The organism is Stratiformator vulcanicus (assembly GCF_007744515.1).
In the GTDB taxonomy this organism is placed as follows: domain Bacteria; phylum Planctomycetota; class Planctomycetia; order Planctomycetales; family Planctomycetaceae; genus Stratiformator; species Stratiformator vulcanicus.
The window spans coordinates 1701818-1718621 of sequence record NZ_CP036268.1 but is presented as its reverse complement, the minus strand read 5'-3'; the positions used below and the strand labels follow the sequence as shown (position 1 = coordinate 1718621).

At 59.2% G+C, this 16804-nt stretch carries 16 protein-coding genes and 1 tRNA gene; 2 read left to right on the top strand and 15 right to left on the bottom strand.

Going from position 1 to position 16804, the window contains the following annotated elements:
* Nucleotides 1–8: 8 nt before the first annotated feature.
* The 6 genes from Pan189_RS06605 to Pan189_RS06575 form a co-directional block, all read right to left on the bottom strand.
* Nucleotides 9–431: a hypothetical protein gene (locus Pan189_RS06605; RefSeq protein ID WP_145363157.1), complete on the bottom strand. Its 423-nt coding sequence runs from the start codon at nt 429–431 to the stop codon at nt 9–11.
* 45 nt (nt 432–476) lie between these two features.
* Entirely contained in the window at nt 477–902 is a 426-nt protein-coding gene (locus Pan189_RS06600) for a hypothetical protein (protein ID WP_145363156.1), read from the bottom strand.
* 164 nt (nt 903–1066) lie between these two features.
* A complete protein-coding gene (locus tag Pan189_RS06595; RefSeq protein WP_145366112.1) occupies nt 1067–1666 on the bottom strand; it encodes an ATP-dependent Clp protease proteolytic subunit in 600 nt (199 codons plus the stop codon).
* Nucleotides 1667–1776: 110 nt separating this feature from the next.
* Nucleotides 1777–2358, bottom strand: a complete 582-nt coding sequence (locus Pan189_RS06590; RefSeq protein ID WP_145366111.1) for a ClpP family protease — start codon at nt 2356–2358, stop codon at nt 1777–1779.
* Between the two features lie 1419 nt (nt 2359–3777).
* On the bottom strand, nt 3778–4050 hold the full coding sequence (locus Pan189_RS06580) for a hypothetical protein (protein WP_145363154.1): 273 nt from the start codon (nt 4048–4050) through the stop codon (nt 3778–3780).
* 51 nt (nt 4051–4101) lie between these two features.
* A complete protein-coding gene (locus Pan189_RS06575) occupies nt 4102–4530 on the bottom strand; it encodes a hypothetical protein (protein WP_145363153.1) in 429 nt (142 codons plus the stop codon).
* Nucleotides 4531–4675: 145 nt separating this feature from the next.
* Here Pan189_RS06575 and Pan189_RS06570 point away from each other — a divergent pair, with 145 nt between their 5' ends.
* Nucleotides 4676–6409 (top strand): hypothetical protein, encoded by a 1734-nt coding sequence (locus Pan189_RS06570; protein ID WP_145363152.1) that lies wholly within the window; start codon nt 4676–4678, stop codon nt 6407–6409.
* Between the two features lie 192 nt (nt 6410–6601).
* Here Pan189_RS06570 and Pan189_RS06565 read toward each other — a convergent pair whose 3' ends face one another.
* The 9 genes from Pan189_RS06565 to Pan189_RS06525 form a co-directional block, all read right to left on the bottom strand.
* Entirely contained in the window at nt 6602–7177 is a 576-nt protein-coding gene (locus tag Pan189_RS06565) for a hypothetical protein (protein WP_145363151.1), read from the bottom strand.
* Nucleotides 7178–7949: 772 nt separating this feature from the next.
* Nucleotides 7950–9416: a trigger factor gene (gene tig, locus Pan189_RS06560; protein WP_145363150.1), complete on the bottom strand. Its 1467-nt coding sequence runs from the start codon at nt 9414–9416 to the stop codon at nt 7950–7952.
* Nucleotides 9417–9616: 200 nt separating this feature from the next.
* A tRNA-Gly gene (locus tag Pan189_RS06555) sits at nt 9617–9690 on the bottom strand.
* Nucleotides 9691–9797: 107 nt separating this feature from the next.
* Entirely contained in the window at nt 9798–10301 is a 504-nt protein-coding gene (locus Pan189_RS06550; protein ID WP_145363149.1) for a hypothetical protein, read from the bottom strand.
* A 57-nt stretch (nt 10302–10358) separates the two neighbouring features.
* Nucleotides 10359–10583, bottom strand: a complete 225-nt coding sequence (locus Pan189_RS06545) for a hypothetical protein (RefSeq protein ID WP_145363148.1) — start codon at nt 10581–10583, stop codon at nt 10359–10361.
* Between the two features lie 27 nt (nt 10584–10610).
* On the bottom strand, nt 10611–11405 hold the full coding sequence (locus Pan189_RS06540) for a DUF3050 domain-containing protein (RefSeq protein WP_145363147.1): 795 nt from the start codon (nt 11403–11405) through the stop codon (nt 10611–10613).
* Between the two features lie 294 nt (nt 11406–11699).
* Nucleotides 11700–12722 carry a Gfo/Idh/MocA family protein gene (locus Pan189_RS06535; RefSeq protein WP_145363146.1) on the bottom strand — a complete coding sequence of 341 codons (1023 nt, stop codon included), beginning with the start codon at nt 12720–12722 and terminating at the stop codon, nt 11700–11702.
* Nucleotides 12719–14191, bottom strand: a complete 1473-nt coding sequence (locus tag Pan189_RS06530; RefSeq protein WP_310821177.1) for a protein kinase domain-containing protein — start codon at nt 14189–14191, stop codon at nt 12719–12721. The genes Pan189_RS06535 and Pan189_RS06530 overlap by 4 nt, the downstream gene beginning before the upstream one ends.
* A 263-nt stretch (nt 14192–14454) precedes the next feature.
* Nucleotides 14455–15564, bottom strand: a complete 1110-nt coding sequence (locus Pan189_RS06525; RefSeq protein ID WP_145363144.1) for a hypothetical protein — start codon at nt 15562–15564, stop codon at nt 14455–14457.
* A gap of 13 nt (nt 15565–15577) precedes the next feature.
* Here Pan189_RS06525 and Pan189_RS06520 point away from each other — a divergent pair, with 13 nt between their 5' ends.
* Nucleotides 15578–16798 carry a sialidase family protein gene (locus Pan189_RS06520; protein ID WP_145363143.1) on the top strand — a complete coding sequence of 407 codons (1221 nt, stop codon included), beginning with the start codon at nt 15578–15580 and terminating at the stop codon, nt 16796–16798.
* Nucleotides 16799–16804 lie beyond the last annotated feature (6 nt).

The window sequence follows — 16804 nt, the reverse complement described above, 5'->3', positions numbered from 1 at the left end:
GAAACCGCTCATGGGAGGTCGACTTCGAAAAAATCATCAGACACGGTTTGGCCTGGCGATTCGAGTTGTGCTCGGCCTTCATCGCGTGGAAGTACGTCTCGCGGCGTCAGTGTGAACAAGGCAGCGACAGACAGCACGCACGCTCCGCCACGAAAAATTGCAGCGGCGACCTCGGTTATAACGTAGTCCCAGGAATAGAGGTCGAGTGCCCCAATTGGCAGCGGGCCGAAGTCGGGTAGCAGTTGATAGATCGCCTCCGAGCCCTCGGCCAAACAAAACAGTCCCATCGCGCCAAGAGCCGGTATGGCTGCGGCCCCGAGCTGATCTGACTTCGCAACGAGCAGCATTCCGCACCCGAACGCCGCAATCAAACAGGGCGAAGCGAAAACCAGTTCGGCGACGCAAAAGATCGCCGGCAGGAAGTCGTCCATTTGCAAACTTCACTCTTGGGACTTCATGCGAATCCGCATCCGCATTCACTCCTGCCCGAAGGCCTCTTTCACCGTCGGGCGTTGCAGCACAATGATTGTAAACACGCCAAGCAGCGTGCCGATCGGAATGTTCAAACAATTGATCGCCGACACCACGAAGCAGAACATGTAGTTCGTGCGAGTCGACAACGACCGGCCAATATAGAATTGCAGGAACGCCCCCAGCAGGATGAAAACCGCAAGTCCGATCCCGATGGCCAGAAAGATCTGCCCGAATGTTTCCGGGTCCATGTTACCTTCGACTTCCATATTGCCGTTCATCGCGCCGATACCGACCCCAATATACATAGCCGGGAAGCACATCCCCAGGCAGGCCAGCCCCGCGAACACATAGTGAACGATCGCCAGAATCTTCAGATGCGATACGTCTTCTTCGGTCAGTGAATCGTGCGGCGTGTCAACTTCGTCCATCGATGCGTTTCTCCGGGGTTGCAAGAGTGAAAACACAGCATGACGCGTTGCGCGCTGCGGTTCCATCGTGGAAGCCCGTCGCGTCCATTCATCTTGCAGAGAGTACACAAGAAAAGCCCACGGGCGGCGACCCGTGGGCTTTGCGAAATCACATTTGATGCAGGCTACGAAATCGGCTTGCCGATCTCTTCGATCACCTTGTCGATCAGCCCGTACTCGCGGGCTTCCTCGGCGGAGAGGAAATTATCGCGGTCGGTATCGCGTTCGAGTTCCTCCAGACCCCGGCCGGTGTGCTTCTGGTAGATCTCGTTCATTTTGCGCTTGATCCGAATGACCTCCTTGGCGTGGATGTCGAGGTCCGTTGCCGTCCCCTGATATCCGGCCAGAGGCTGGTGGATCATGATCCGGGCATTCGGCAGCGCGTGCCGCTTGCCCTTGGTACCGGCCGTTAGCAGCAGCGAACCCATGCTGGCCGCCTGACCGAGACAGTAGGTCGCCACTTCGCAGCTCAAAAACTGCATGGTGTCGTAGATGGCCATCCCCGCGGTGATGCTGCCGCCGGGGCTGTTGATGTAGAAGTGGATATCGGCCTTGGGATCCTCGAACTGGAGGAACAGGAATTGGGCGACAAGGCTGTTGGCGACGTCATCGTTGACCTGCGAACCGAGGATCACGATGCGATCCTTCAGCAGCCGGCTGTAGATATCCATCGCCCGTTCGTCGCGGCCGTTCTTGTCGATCACGTACGGGACGAGAGTGGTCATATTCATGGATCAAATTCCGTTGAATGCGGGATATGTCTGTTTCCCGTTCAGCCGCGCCCGAGAGGAAGCGCGCTCCCTTCCGGTCTTGGCTGAACAGATTGAATCAAACGTTAAGGTTTCGGTTGCTTCACCTTTTCGAGGACCTGATCGACCAGGCCGTATTCCACGGCCTGCGGGGCGGTCAGGTAACGATCCCGCTCGGTGTCCTTTGCGATCTGCTCGATCGGCTGGCCGGTGTGATCGGCCAGCACACGGTTGAGGGACTCCCGCGTGTTGAGGATGTCCTGCGCCTGAATTTCGATGTCGGAGACCTGCCCGCCGACTTCGCCGTACGGCTGGTGGATCATCATCTTGGCGTGCGGCAGCGCATACCGTTTCTTCTTCGCCCCCCCGGCGAGCACGATCGCCCCACCCGACGCCGCCAGCCCCACGCAGTAGGTGCTCACGTCGCAATCGCAGAATTGCATGACGTCATAAATCGCCATCGTGGCGGTGACGCTGCCGCCCGGTGAGTTGACGTACATGTGAATGTCTTGGTGCCGGTTCTCGGCCTGCAGGTACAGCAGCTTCATCACGGTGAGATTCGCATTCTCATCCATGATCGGCCCGGCGAGAAAGATAATGCGATTCTCAAGCAGCAGATCGCCGATGCCCATCTGCCGCTGACGCTGGTAATCCCGCGCGGCGGCCATCGGGTCGGTCGGGCTGTGAGCGGCTCCCGACAGGGACAGCCCCAGGGAAGAAAGCGGGTCGGTCATGTTGAACTCCGTTCCATAATCGAATTGACGCCCCGAACGATACGTTGCGAGGGGGAATCGATCAAGGAGAGCGGTTTGGGAGGAGCGGGAAATGAGGGGGAGCGGGAAGGCGGGAAACAGAAGTCAGAAGTCAGAAGTCGGAAGTCGGAAGTCGGAAGTCGGAAGTCGGAAGTCGGAAGTCGGAAGTCAGGAGTCAGGAGTCGGAAGTCATGGGACGGGCGGAGACGGCGCCCGGTCGTCCCGACCGCGGGTAGCCCGGCCGTTCACGGCCGGGTCGCGCAGCGACAAGATGCTTTTCGAGAAGGTGTCCTTGAGTGGTCGGCCACCCTTACTCCTGTGACGCCTTCGAACAGTATCTTCTGCCTGTCGGTCCCTGCCGAGATCGGCGATTCGATGACCAACATTGATGATTCAAGCGAGTGGCCCGGACGATGTCCGGGTCGCGCAGCGACAAGAGATTTCAGTCAGAGATATCCCTGCTAATTTGGCATCGAATGTTGTATGTGGTCGGTAGCTGAATACTCTTGCGGCTACGCCGCACGGACGGTGTCCGTGCCACTCGGAATTTATTAATTTCACTTTCGTAGTCGGCCTTCAACGATCTCATATTGTTCTCAAACAGTAAATCAAAGTGTGGCCCGGACATCGTCCGGGTCGCGTAGAGCACTCAGGCAGAGATGTCCTTACCAGTCCGGCGTCCAATGTTAATTGTGGCCGGCAGCTGAATGCTCTGGCGGCTGCGCCGCACGGACGGTGTCCGTGCCACTCGGGGATTATTAAGTTCTTTCCAGTTGGCAGCCTCTCACTCTCTTTTAGTGTTCTCGAACGGCATCTTGTGCCTGTCGGCACCCGGCCAAAATTGGCCGGGCTACCCGTTTAAGAGTGGCCCGGACATCGTCCGGGTCGCGCAGCGACAAGAGCATCTGGGCAGAGATGTCCCTACCAGTCCGGCGTCCAATGTTAATTATGGCCGGTAGCTGAATACTCTGGCGGCTGCGCCGCACGGACGTTGTCCGTGCCACTCGAAATTCATTAATTTCACTCTCGCAGTCGGCCTCCAACTCTTTCTTAATGTTCTCGAACGGCATCTTGTGCCTGTCGGCACCCGGCCATGAAAGGCCGGGCTACCCAAGTCTTGCTGGTAGCTGACAGCCGATAGCTGACAGCTCTTAAAAAAAAACGGACGCGCGCCCGGCAGTTTTGCCGCGGCAACATCCGCCGCATGGGAAGCTGCAATTAGGTAACTGCACCCACCGGCGGGGCGAACAGAGGCGGTGCGCACCGTGTGTTCCTCCAACCGAGGGGGCTTGGTTGCGCGAATTGGATGAAAGCCACCGAACTCCGATCGGCAGACTAATGATCGATGTCGGCATCGTCCCCCGGCCCTCTCGGGTCGCAGCCGGTGCCATCACACCATTCGCAGACTTTCTCGGGATCGCCCGTCAGGTGCTCAAACCCCCGCCCGCGACATCGTTCGCAAAGTCCGCGACGCCGGGGCAAGATTGCTCCGCCTCGACCGATCGCATCGGAGCCCATTCCAGCGAAATGGAGCCACACCCATTCGATCACTTTTACCACGACCAGTACGACGCAAAGAAATCCAATAATGTAGATCAGCGGCCACATCCAGAGACCTCACAATGAGACAGCCGAACAAAGTGGAGTCGATCACTGAGTCTAATGAAACTCGTCGGGGCGCGGGATCTCTACCTCGAATCTTAATCTGATGATTGTGATTCGCTGACGCTCTCGACGGCTATGATTCAACCAGCCGTTCGAACAGCAACCGGCGAGGATGCCCGGCCCCACGATCAGCGCTCCGCCAATCAGCCAGATGCGGGGATCGAGGCCGAAGAAGGCATTGAGAAATGAGCGATAGTTCTCGGCCGCCTGAACTCCTGCCAGCGACGCAGCGAGGGCCGCTCCCAAGGCCGACAGTCTGACCGCACCAAACTGAAATTCGCGAATCTGGCTTTGGTCTTCCTTCCCCAGCAACGCTGTGATCGAGAGGAACAGATACAGCCAGGCAAGCAGGGCCGATCCCACCGAGAAGCAGAACAGCCCCGGCTGAACAAACCCGAGCAGATCGTAAAGGCGGATGTTCATGGCGACTCATTCTCACCAACGATCCCGGTTCGCCTCAACACTCTTGCAGGTGATTTTTGTCGAGTGGAGACTTTCCGCTGCTGGTTCCGCCAATCATGCTAGGCAGCGGTCCATCAACCGCACTCCCCGGTACCGGAAACCTCACATGCGACGGCTCTTCGACTCACTCAGATTTCTCTCGCTCGCGGTTTCGGTCGTCGGTCTACCCTTGATGGGCGAATCGGCGTGCGGCCAAGACGCAGCACCGATATCTGTCGAAGCAGTCCGGCCCGGCGATTCGGCAGCCGAATATCGAATCAATCGGCGGATGACCTTGGCCTCGCGTCTCGCCGATTTGGCGATCAACAACTATCCGAATGTCGGCTCAGTTAATACGCGCCGAACAATTGTCCGCGAATGGGCAAAGGCGATGGTGATGCTCAATCGGCTCGACGAGGTCGAGCAATTTAGTAACCGTTATCACACCGTTGAATCGGCAATTATCGTTGGCGCGAGGCAGCGACCAGAGCGGGAGAGAGTGGCACGAATGTCAGCTGAAGAGATGATCGCGTACGCGAAAGAGGATCGGAAGCGTCTGAATCGGAGCGGCGGCTACGGCGTCATCAAGAACCGCCTCATCGACGAAGGACGATGGGAGGAATTCTTCGATCTGTTTGGTCGTGACCTCAGTTGGAAGAAAGGCTTTTTCGGTGCTTCCCAGACTTACACCTACGTCGTTCGGCGGGAACTCGCCCGCGGCAATATGCAAGCGGCTCGGAAGGCGGCTCGCAAAGCACTCAGCCACGAGTTGTTCATATCGAAGGGGAAGCCGCGCACACCGAAACCTGATCGTCGGCCATATCCGCTCAAAAGTGCATTGCCTTTGCTCAGACTTTGTGTCGAAGTCGGCGAGGCAAAGTATGCCTGGAAGACGATCAAACCGTGGACCGAATACTCGTACGAGGCACTGGCGACTTTACCAGAACGCTTCCCTGATCAATCGTCCGACCAAATCTTGAAGCTCCTGGACTACGACCTGCAGCGAACCCTGGCTTGGTGGCCGGAGGTCGCTCGACTGGCTGATTCGCAAGACGAACGCGAGTATGCAATCAAACTCATCTCGCTTCTTGAAACGGTCGCGACGGCACCGGTCGACTACGTCGCCGACCGTCGCGACGGGGACGTCGAAAAGCACTCTTCGATTCCGAACTTGGCCTCTGTCGTCCAGATAGTCGCCGCTTGGAAGCGGTTGGGCGAACACGACCGAGCCGAACGCCTTGCCGCCTGGGCCGACGCCGCGGCTCAATTTCTCGGCTTGCAGAAAATGGCCGAAATCGCCCCCACGGCAATCGAAGCGCTTCTGGCAGTCGACGAGACAAGTTATTCGTCCGATATCGCCGCCCGATGGACGACCGGGCAAGCGACGACCCTCGCGCTGGTAGAGATCGCCGAACATCATATCAAAGCAGGCCGACTCGATGCGGCCGCCGATCTTGCAAACGACGTGGTTGAGCACGTCAGGATGATCAAGCCGACCGCAGCACAAAATGACGTCGACCTACGTCTGGCCGACATATTCTTCGAAGCCGGGCTGAACAAAGCAGGCGAGGCTGCATTGAGTCGAACCATGAGCCGCATTCGCGTCGGCCTCCGATACACCGGAAACGGCCGTTCATTCAACGGCATCACTCGCGTTCAGGCCGAGCCGGTCCCTCACGATCCAATGCGGGCGGCCCGCCTGCTGATTCGACTTGGTCGTGTGCGTGAGGCTGTCGAGATCGTCAATTGGGGCTTCAGAAAGCCCCTTGAGCGAATGACCCCTTACACACCACCCCGCGAGCAAACCCTTGCCGAATTGGCTCAGGCTCTGTTGGAAGTCGAAGCAGACCTGGCTGAATAGTGGCGATGTTCGTGGCCACGATCATCGCGGTGTGTAACCACGTCCCAAATTCAACGTCGCTCAATGAAATGGGTCTTGTCCCGCTCGTTGGGATCAATTGAGTTGAAAGGCAGGCGTCAGCTGGTTCGATGTAACTCCACACCGACCAGACTCTTCAACGACACGCTCTCCCAATCCGCTCGCAGAGTCCTGTCAATTCCCCCACTTGTCGTCGGGGTCAAGGTAGCGAACCCACCCGCCAGTAATTTCCCGTAGGGTTTTGGGGCCGCTGGAGCGGGCGATTTCGTCTGCGAAACCAACTGAGATCCTGAGTACCTTCAGCATGCTGCCCTCAGAGAGAGTGCTCGATTCGAAGGTGAAACTGGCCTGATAGTTCTCCCAATCAAGACTGAAAGAGTAGCCATCCAGATTCACACGCCTACTTGAATCGCTGAGGTCTAGAATCAGATCACAAGCCAGCGGATCGCGCGGTGTGACAACCGAACTAACAATATTCTCGGCGAGGACCGCCGCACGAATTTGCCTACGACCGACTGCGTCGTCAACGACCGCGAGCGCGATGACACCGTGTGTTCTGAAGGACGGTTGGAACCTCAGAACCCAAAGCTTGCCAACAATCGCACCCCGAAAGCCCCAACGTCGGTCACCCCAATCCACCCGGTGCTTTGCTCTTAAGGCCGACAGCCCAAGAGCAGCAGCGATCGCGGAGTCGGTCGGAGCGATCGTGTGCTGCAGGCGTTGAACAAAATACCGGTAAGCGTCCGACACGAGCAGCCCCACAAAGTAAATCACCTTCGGCTAACCAGACGATGTATTGGAGCGTAACGTGAGCACCTTCAGTTCCGCGATCACTTACGGTAAGTCGAGTTCAATATTCGCGGACTTTGTGGCGGAATCGGTCACGAGTGACCACGAATTAGAATGCTCACGCTTTCCGCTCGCCTGGTTCTTACTTCAACAACGGCACAATCCAGATTGCGGTCGAGTTGATTAACGCTTGCGCATCCGCTCGATTGCCTTCAGAATATCGGGCCTCGCCTTTGCCGAACTCATCCAACGCGGCATTCGACTCACCAGTGTCTGATTCCTGATTCCGTAAGAGGATTGGCCGCGCTGGCGGTGATGAGCGGCTATATACCGCTCCAAAAACGTAAGGTGTTCGTAATTGAGCGTTCACAGAGTATGGCCGCGAAGATATGTTCGGAGCCAAAGCTCGTGCGCGGAGCCATCGAACAAGACCAGCAGCCCCTCGCTGGAATCAATGCGGTAAGAATTCAGGTTTTGGCGAAAGTGCTCGCAATGACCACAAGTGATGCAGTCTTTCAGCTTCGAAAACTCCGCCTGCCGCAAGCATACAGGACAGCAGTGTAAAATGCGGTCATCGAAGGAATCGAGCGTCGCTCCGGCATCTATGAACCGCTCAGACACAACGACCCCACAGACGTGTGCGCTCAGTTCCGCAATTCGAACGCAGGGTATTGCCAACTGATACGCTCACGCGTCCGGACCTCTCGTCACTCCCTGCTTCCAACTCTCTCAATCACTCCCCGTCATGGTCGTGGTCGTGGTCGTGATCCCCGTCATGGTCGTGGTCGTGCTGTTGGTGATCGACGAAGCCGCAGACTGATTCGTCGACGGCTTCGATGCGATCTGAATCGCGGCCGGGGGCGGGGACGGTTTTCATCTCCGACTTGTCGAGCACGAAGTCGATCGCCTTCCGCTCGCGAAGTTGGGCCTGCAGGTTTTCGATCATGCCGCTCTTGCGGAGGCGGGCGGCGACGCGACGCGGGCTTTCGCCGGCCTGCATTGCCATCATCGTGATTTCCATCTCGATGTCCTGCGACGTGACTTCGATGTTCTCCTGCTCGGCGATCTTATCGAGCACGAAGTGCTGCTTGAGGGCTTCTCGCGTTTCGCTGATCGCGTTCTGGCGAATCTGATTCTCACGAGCCCGGATCTCCGCGGAGGTGTAACCGGCCTGCTGCATTTCGAGAATCTCTCGACGCAGCGCGTTGTCGGTTTGCCGGCGGACCAGTTTCTCCGGCAATTCCCAGTCAGCGCTGGCGGTGATCTTGGTCAGCACCTGATTGCGGGCGTGCTGCCGTTGCTGGTGCTTGCCCTGCCGCTCAAGCGAATTGCGGATGTTGTCACGCAGTTCTTCTTCGCTCTCGACGCCCACGCGATCGAGCAGCGACGCGTTCATCTCCGGCAATTCGAGCCGCTTCAGGTCGAGCAATTCGAACTCGGCAGTGACCTTCTCACCCCGCAGCTCGACCTTTTCGGCCTCGGGCGAAACGCTGATCTCCGTCGTGATCTTCGCATCGATCTCGGCCCCTTCGAGCAGTTCGCCGAAGTTGTCGATCTCGGCATCACGCAGGTAGAGGACCGGCTTGAGTTCGGCGGTGAACTCTTCGATCTCGTGGATCACGTCGTTGCCGTGGGTGAACTTCGCCGCGAGGGTGAGGTGGTCCCCCATCTCGGCGTTCCCCTCTTCCGGGACGAGCTGACCGTATTGGGCGAGGTAGCGATTCATCGCCGCCTGCACCTGCTCATCGGAAACGTCGGCGTCGTACTGTTCGATCTCGAGACCGGTGTAATCGGGCATGTCGAAATCGGGGCGAACCTCGACGTCGAACTCGTACTCGAAGTCACCTTCGTCCGGAATGTCGAGCGTCTCGATATCGAGATCGGGCTCGTTGATCGGCTCCAGATTCTGCTCTTCGGCGAGCTGTTCGAGGCTTTCGAACAGAATCTTCTGCTTCACGCGGACGTCGAGGTCGTCCTTGAACCGCTTCATGACGAGTTCTTTGGGTGCCTTGCCTGGGCGGAAGCCGGGCACCTGGGCGGACTCGGAGAACTCATCCGTCATCTCGTCATAGCAGCCGTCGATGTCTTCTCGGGCGACGGTGACGCGGACGTGTTTCAGGCACGGCCCGGAATCTTTGACGTCGACGTTGAGATTCAGGCGTTTTTCTTCGGCTTCGGGTGCGGCGACGTCAGTACTCATCAAAATCTCCGGCTCTGCGAGCGGCTATCAGCTATCAGTTGTCAGCTGTCAGCTGTCAGCTTCGCAATTCTGGGTGTAACGCTCAAGGGTCCGGCGCGAGGAAAGCGTTTCACGGACCGAGAAAGAAAAAGCCCCCGCCACCGGCGAGGGCCGTTTGATGCTGATCGCTGGCAGCGAAAAGCTGACAGCTATTTGGAAAAAGCGGCTGAAGGGATTCGAACCCTCGACCTTCTGCATGGCAAGCAGACGCTCTAGCCAGCTGAGCTACAGCCGCATTGTTCACTCCCAAAGGAGTGGCCCGCAATTATCACTTCCCCAGCGGGTGAGTCAACCGAAAGTGGATGGAATTGTAACCAATCCCCGCTCTCATCAGAGAGTGTATCAGGCATGATCAGGTTCGCCAAAATCATCATTCGCTGACTCTGGACCCACGCCCCCGCTCCTCCTGATACCGAAAAATCGATCGACGACCATTATCGAAATCAATATCACAAAGGTTGCTAAACCGCACAGCACGAAAATAGCGACCATGCTCATCGACACCTTCATGAACCAGACCGGAGGCCGCCTGAGGTATGGTGAGATGATTGCCAATCCGCAAACAAAAAGCACCGCTGAGACCAATTGTGTCGCGGAAAGAATCGCAAGAACGAATTTGATCCGCGACAGGAGGTCGACGGTCGGTGGATAATCATTTCCAGCGGGACTACTGCCGCAGAGAGTTCTTTCCCGGCGGAATCGAGTCCAGATGAATCCGACGAACAATGTTAACCCCGCCAAGAGCGATAACATCGCGATCCGCCAAACGCTCTCGATATCAAGCAGACCGAATGCCGGCGGGTTATTCAGCAAAGAGACCACGAGGCCAACTGCGGCAAAAATCAAGACGAACGCGGCTCCGGCTGTAATCCGCGATATCCAGCGCTTCACGTTCGATCCAATTCACTGGTTTGCGGAAGTTTGCGAGACGGATGGTATTGCCGCGAGAAGCGCCAGCAGGCAGAGCCCGACGAGTAGCGAAAGTTGCGCTCCGCGCCAAATCGTATCGATATCGAGCAGTCCCGCAGCGGGGGGTTCCAGTCGCAGGCTGATCGCCAACGCAATCGCCAACAGCGTGTGCGTAGCGGCGAGGATCGCCAGGCCGAGTTTGATCCAGCGGAGTTTCACGGTCGGAGCGCTCCCTGGCAGTCGCGGCTAAACGGAGACGTGTTCGACGCAATCCGATCGTAATCGGATTTCGTCGGCGATGCCGTCCCAGAGCCCAATTCGTTTTGCAATCGCCTCGCGGGCCGCACCCGCCGCGGCGTTCCACGTGGAACGATCATCGCCGCACAGCCGGTCGACGAGCCGCCGCGAGAGCGGGCCGTGCTCATCCCCGTCGATCTCAATATGCCGCTGCAGGTAGTACACGAACCGCTCCGTCCGGCTGCCCTGATCTTGCAGCGTCGCGACGAGCCGAGTGAACATCTCTGGAATGAGATCCTCGCGACCGAAGCAGAACGCGGCCGCGACCTCGGCTGCGGAGCCGTTTGTGGCCAGGTCGAGATTGTGCCGGGTGAATTCGGACGTTCCACGTGGAACATCGAGGCCGCCCAGAGCGTCTTCCCATGACCGGCCTGATCGCAGATGATCAAGCATTTCGTCGATCGGATCGGTGTCGGCCCCCTGCTCCGCCATCGCCTCGCGGTACAGGTCGAAGTGGCTGGCGTAGCCGCCCCGGCCGTCCTCATCGCATTCCTCGCCGAGCGTGATCTCGTTGACGAATCGGGCCAAGGCCGCATCAGTCGGCGGAAGCCACGGGGCCGCCGGGCAGGTGACTTCCCGTCGCAACCGCCCCAACAGCGACATGAAATCCCACACCGCGAAGATGTGGCTCCGCATGAAAATACGCAGGGCTGAGGGAGAATCGACACGGCGGTAAATCGAATGCTCAAGCAATTCGCCGCGGATGTCGGCGATCTGGTCGGCAATGAATTCGGAAGCGGTCATCGGAGTGCAATCAAACCTTCGGGCGAGCGGTGTCAGCCTGCTGATCTCAGCACTCATTTATAGCGCTGAACGAGACCAAAATGCAGGGACGGGACCGAGCGATGCGACAATTCTTCGGCGCTTGATCGACTTTTGAGCGACCCACACAAGCCCGCAGCGCAAGCAAGGGACCTCAATCTCACGCCCTGAACTCGGAATCGAAAGCGTGCTCTCGAATAGCGGGAGACGTTCACGAAAAGTTGGGAATCGACGAGCAAATCCCTTGCTTGCGCTGCGGGCTTGTTTTGGGGGTATTCACCCCAAATCAATCGTCTCGCCTCGCCGCGCTGACTCGAGTAGCGCATCGACCACCCGTTGCGTTTGCAGAGAGATCTGACCCCACCGCGGATCGAGGTCGTCCCGCACGCATTGGCAGAAGTCGGCGACCATGTCTTCGATCTGATCGCTCGATTCGGAGATATGTTCCGAGCTCTTGCCACCGCTGTCGTGAATCCAGAAGCGGGGCTTCTCCGGCTTCCAGGCCCTGACGAAGTCGTCGCAAATGAGCGAGGCATGAGTGCCGCCGGCTTCAAACCACTTCCGCATGGCGGTGTCGAATCCGCAATCGAACGAGGCGACGCCGCCGCCTTCAAACCACATCACGCCGCTCGCTTCGACATCAACGCCGTGCTCGAACCGGGCGGTCGCCCAGACGCGCTCGGGCAATTTTCCGAACGCCCACAGCGAAACGCCGACGTTGTACCAGCCGAGGTCGAACAGCGAACCGCCGCCCGATTCGGGCCGCAATCGCAACTCGGTCGCCGGTTCCCAGCCGGGCAGACCGTGAAATGTGAAGGCCGAAGTCACCCGGCGGATCGGACCGAGCAACTCGTCATCCAGCACATTTCGCATGTCGCGGGCGCGAGGCGTGTGCAGCCACATCACGCCGTCCATCAGTTGCACGCCGGCTTCGGCGCAGGCGGCGATCATCTCTTCGCCCTCGGCCGCATTCATCGCGAGCGGTTTCTCGCACAAAACGTGCTTGCCGCGCTCGGCGGCCGCGATCGTCCACTCGCGGTGCAGTGACGGCGGCAGCGCGATATAAACCGCCTCGACCGCCGGGTCGTCGAGCAGCGCGTCGTACGAATCGAACGACCGCCCCGCTTTGTTTTCATCCGCCCACGAGCGGGCGCGCTCCTCCGATCGGCTCGCGACCGCTTCGAGCTTCGACGCGGAGCAACCGCGAATTGCCGCGCCGACTTTCGTCGCGATCCGCCCGGTCCCCAAGACGCCAAACGACACCGGCTTCGCTTCGGGTTGGTCAGTCGATCCGTTCAATCTTCGCCCACCTTCGGCAGCATGATCATGCGGGAATCGCTCAGCACTTTGGACAGAGCCAGGTAAAGTTCGCGGCGGATGTCACGGAGCACAATCGGGGGTTTGACGATCCTGCAACTTCCGGTCTCGCACAGTTCGTCACTGCGGTCGATCAGTGATTCGCCCAGCACCGCCACGCAGGCCACTTTGGGATCGTTGCTCCACTCCTGAATTTTGTCGAAAGCTTCGAACAACTCATCGCCGACCGAATCGCCCATCAGCAAAATGGCATCGGGCGGGTTGTTTCTTAATCGCGCGACCGCCCGCGACGAGTCGCTCACGATCATCACGCGGAAGCCGCGCTTCGACAAGTAGTCCCGCAGCTTGTCTTGAAAAGCCGGGCGATGGTCGACGCACATCACCGAGGGGCGAGGCTTCTCCAGAGGCCGCGGCGGCGGGCGGTTCGGTGCCTCTCCGGGGACCGACTCGTTCATATTTCTGAGCACCCGCGCGAGCTCGTCGGCGACTTCTTTGGGCGTTTGAAACCGGTGCGCCGGGTCGACCCGCAGCAGATGATCGACGACCTCAGCCACATCGAGTGCGAGCGTTGGCTGCACCCGACGGATCGGGTCGAGCATCGTGTAGCGGCTCGGCTCCTTGCGCTCTTCGTAGGTCACCGCCTTCCGCAAAGGCGAACGCCCCACAAGCAGTTCGAAGAAGATCACACCGAGGAAGTACAGATCGCTACGAGGGTCGTCGTCCGGGGCACGCGAGACTTTCTCCAGCACCGTATATTCGACGACGCGCTGGTCGTCGAGGCCGTATTGGTCGTCGTGTCCGGCGAGGCCGAAGTCGACCAATTTAATGACGCCGGTCTCCGTCATCAGCACGTTAGATGACTTCAAATCACGATGGCTGACGCCACGTTCCAAAGCGTACTCAAGCCCCTTGGCGATTTGATAAATGATCTGGCAGGCTTCGACCGGTTCGAACCGTTTCCGGATCGTGACGAGTTCGCGAAGATTCCCCCCGCCGACAAACTCCATCACAAAGAAGTGATGCTCGCCTTCGTTGCCGACGTCGAAGATCGGGACGATATTGCGATGCCGTAGCGTCATCAAGAGCTTGGCTTCGCGGTGAAAGCGGGCCACTTCTGAGGCCACCATCGCGTGCCGATTCCTTAGCAGCTTGATCGCGAAGATTCGGCCGTCACGCAGCGACTCCGCCTTGAAGACCCGTGCGAAGCTGCCCGCGGCCGCTTTGAACAACAGGCGGTAGTCCCCGAGCACGAGCCCGTCGAGTTCCCCCTTCTTGATTCGTTCCACGTGGAACGACGTCAGAATCCCCTTGCGGACCGCGACCTTGAAGAAGGCGTCAACGTCCGCTTCTTTGACGTTCAGCTCGGCCGCGATTTCCCGAACCTGCGTCTTAGTGACGAGCCGCTCTCCGACGAGTTGCTCCGCCAGTTTGCGAAGTTCGGAGAGGGCCATGGGTATAAAATGCGCAGCCTGCCGCTTCATGTGAGGCGGAGACCGGCAACCGACGGGGGAACGGGATCGCGACCGGCAACGCGCAGAGTGTACCGATGCGGATCGTGGGTTTGAAGTATCTGCCTCAAACTCCGATCGGCACCGCGGAGTTTCCCCGAAATCAGCCGCAACTCGGACCGTAAAAACCCCTGTCGGTGTCGCGGTTTCTGCGGAGAGAGCGTCCGGTCGCCTCGCGTAAGATGCCCGTTCCGCGAGGCTTCGACTCACGCCGCGTCATCGCCGTATCGTTCGCGAAGGCACCGCTCGATCAATTCGGCCCGAGGCCGTCCGAGCGTTCGCTCGACATTGCGACTTTCCCCGACAAGGCTGGCAGCAACTATAATCTCCAATGTGATTGCCGAAATCGCAAAGACGGCGGCCCCGCGGTGATAGGTATCGAAGAAGCCGTTCGTTCGCACGAGTAAGACGTGCCCCAAGATGATCGCGTAAGCGACAAAGACGAAGTTCCCGAGGGCAAACAGGCCCGGCAACGCGGTCGGGGTTGATAGCCAACGCGAGCAGATCTCGGTCAGCAGCGACTTCCACGCCGCCAATCCTCCCGCGAGCAGCGCGAGCGTCAGGCTCGCGGCAACGGGGACGAACAACGCCGGTCCCTCGATCCCGCGCCACCAGCCGATAATCGACGGCAGCAGCGCAGCCAGGCTCACCGTCACCAGCGCCCGTCGCCAGCGACGCGTCTGCTCGTCGACCTGCTCAGTGCCGGGGCGCGTCAGAAGATGTTGTCGATCGGATAGAAACTTCGGCCGAACGTATCGCCAGCAGAAGGACGCCCACTGGTTGTGATGGACATGACCGGTCCGATCGCGAAGCCACAGGATCAATGTCGCCTGGCTCGATCGATCGAAATTGTCGAGTTTGAGTTTCGGCTTGGCTTCCACATTGTAGCTGTAGTTTTCGAAGTGCTCATCGGCGACACGTTCGTGAAAGCAGACCAACGTGGAGAGCCGCCGCCACTCAACCGCCGAGAGGTTAGCGACGCGAATCCGGTCGGTCCGGATCAACCCCCGCACCACGATCTCACCGGCTTCCAGCGAGGTTTCGATCAGGTAGAACCTCCACAGCAGATTGATCGACACGCACGCCAGGATCGCGCCCGGTATGATCGGGCAAAACAGAGACTCCAACGCTGGCGCCGTGGGTCGACCGAGCAGGCTGAGTGTCGGGACGAGAATGATCAACGCCCACAGCAGCGACAATCCGCCACAGATAAATCCACCGATCCGTAGCCACGGCGAATTCGTCAGAATGATCCGTACTTCGCTCGGCTCAGCTCCGGTTGCCTCAGCCGTTTCGATTTGAGAACCAGACTCCATCGAGGACGCTTCCTTGAAACCAGCATCATTGCTACTGCCGCTCATCTTCACCCTCGCGTGTTCGGCCGCCGCTGATCAAGCTGACCAAGCTGGCGGAATCGAACGGCAGGACCTGTACGCAGCCGGACGCGGAGGTTATGCCGTCTACCGTATCCCGGGAATGATCGCGACCGCCGACGGAACTCTGCTCGCCTATTGCGAAGCCCGGCGCACCAAGCACGATTGGGCCGACATCGATATCGTCTGCCGGCGAAGTACGGACGGCGGGCAGACTTGGGCAGGGCCACAGGTCATCGCCAACGTACCTGAGCAAACCCCTCGCAATCCCGCCGCCATCGCCGTTCGGCAGCGATCGCCGAAGCTCGCCGCCGGCCCGACCTGCAACAATGCCGTGATGATTGCCGGCGATCAGCCCGGACTGGTCCATTTGCTCTACTGCGTCGAATACCAAACGTGCTGGTACAAACGCAGTCTGGATGACGGCATCAACTGGTCGGAGCCGACGGAGGTCACGCCGGCGCTGGAGCGACTGAAAAGCGAGTTCGATTTTCGCGTCGTCGCCACCGGACCGGGCCACGGATTGCGACATTCGTCGGGTCGGCTGATCGTGCCCGTTTGGTTGTCGATGGGCCGCGGCGATAACGCCCACGGCACGATTTGCGTGACCTCACTCGTCAGCGACGATGCCGGGGCGACTTGGCAGTCGGGCGAGATCGTCGCCAAGCCGCCTGAGTTTGCCGACCCCAACGAGACCTGCGCGGTCGAATTGAGTGACGGACGGGTGCTGTTCAACAGCCGAAATACGGATCGCCGAAACCGCCGACTGATTGCGATCAGCGAGGATGGCGCGACCAACTGGTCTCCACCTCGCTTCGACGACCAACTCGTCGAACCGGTCTGCCAAGGCAGCCTGCTTTCAATGAAGGATCGGAACGGGACGCACCTCATTCTCTTTTCCAATCCGCGAAGCCTCGCGCCGGTTCCCGGTCGCCCCGACTCGACTCGACGGTCGCGGCAGAACCTGACGGTTCGGCTCAGCGCTGACGACGGTCAGTCCTGGCCGAGCTGGCGGACGATCGACCCAGGCATCAGCGGCTATTCCGACTTGGCATCGACCGGCGATGGGCAAGTCTTCTGCCTCTACGAAAACGGCCGGGACGGGCGAAATCAATTCGCACACGACTCGCTCACCCTCGCCCGCTTCAGCCTCTCGTCGATTCGCACCGGCGATTGATCCATA

What these genes read in the sequence shown, in the direction of transcription:
- Pan189_RS06605 (WP_145363157.1), bottom strand. Translation starts at nt 431, where the DNA reads ATGGACGACTTCCTGCCGGCGATCTTTTGCGTCGCCGAACTGGTTTTC.
- Pan189_RS06600 (WP_145363156.1), bottom strand. Translation starts at nt 902, where the DNA reads ATGGACGAAGTTGACACGCCGCACGATTCACTGACCGAAGAAGACGTA.
- Pan189_RS06595 (WP_145366112.1), bottom strand. Translation starts at nt 1,666, where the DNA reads ATGACCACTCTCGTCCCGTACGTGATCGACAAGAACGGCCGCGACGAA.
- Pan189_RS06590 (WP_145366111.1), bottom strand. Translation starts at nt 2,358, where the DNA reads ATGGCCGCCGCGCGGGATTACCAGCGTCAGCGGCAGATGGGCATCGGC.
- Pan189_RS06580 (WP_145363154.1), bottom strand. Translation starts at nt 4,050, where the DNA reads ATGTGGCCGCTGATCTACATTATTGGATTTCTTTGCGTCGTACTGGTC.
- Pan189_RS06575 (WP_145363153.1), bottom strand. Translation starts at nt 4,530, where the DNA reads ATGAACATCCGCCTTTACGATCTGCTCGGGTTTGTTCAGCCGGGGCTG.
- Pan189_RS06570 (WP_145363152.1), top strand. Translation starts at nt 4,676, where the DNA reads ATGCGACGGCTCTTCGACTCACTCAGATTTCTCTCGCTCGCGGTTTCG.
- tig (WP_145363150.1), bottom strand. Translation starts at nt 9,416, where the DNA reads ATGAGTACTGACGTCGCCGCACCCGAAGCCGAAGAAAAACGCCTGAAT.
- Pan189_RS06540 (WP_145363147.1), bottom strand. Translation starts at nt 11,405, where the DNA reads ATGACCGCTTCCGAATTCATTGCCGACCAGATCGCCGACATCCGCGGC.
- Pan189_RS06530 (WP_310821177.1), bottom strand. Translation starts at nt 14,191, where the DNA reads ATGGCCCTCTCCGAACTTCGCAAACTGGCGGAGCAACTCGTCGGAGAG.
- Pan189_RS06525 (WP_145363144.1), bottom strand. Translation starts at nt 15,564, where the DNA reads ATGGAGTCTGGTTCTCAAATCGAAACGGCTGAGGCAACCGGAGCTGAG.